Source organism: Pseudoalteromonas sp. SG44-1, from assembly GCF_014164315.1.
Lineage (GTDB): Bacteria > Pseudomonadota > Gammaproteobacteria > Enterobacterales > Alteromonadaceae > Pseudoalteromonas > Pseudoalteromonas rhizosphaerae.
Genome location: NZ_JACJEW010000262.1, coordinates 1 through 355, shown reverse-complemented (window position 1 = coordinate 355; position 355 = coordinate 1). Strand labels below are relative to the sequence as shown.

The 355-nt window shown below is 45.9% G+C and carries 1 protein-coding gene; it reads right to left on the bottom strand.

Annotated elements, in window-relative coordinates:
- Nucleotides 1–355, bottom strand: a 355-nt coding sequence (locus H5187_RS24090; RefSeq protein ID WP_182798527.1) for a hypothetical protein, incomplete at both ends; no start/stop codon positions are given.

Below are 355 nucleotides of genomic sequence, written 5' to 3'. Positions count from 1 at the left end.
TCAACGGTGTATTGCCTGTATTAACCTCGGCATCATTCACGTTTTGAGCGTTATCAGCTTGAACATCATTTAATGAGTTATCAATGTCAGCCTGAGCATTATCTGCTTTTGGTTGAGTAGGCTCATTCACTTGCTGAGTAGCATTGGCTTGAGCTGTTGAAGCCGTATTCAACGGTGCATTGCCTGTACCAACATCGGTAGCTTTCACGTTTTGGCTATTATCAGCTTGATCTGCATTTAGTGAGCTTTCACTGCCAGCCTGAGCACTATCTGCCTTTGGTTGAGTAGGCTCAGTCACTTGTTGAGTAGCGTCAGCTTGAGCCGTTGAAGCTGTAGCCGCCGTATTCAACGGTGT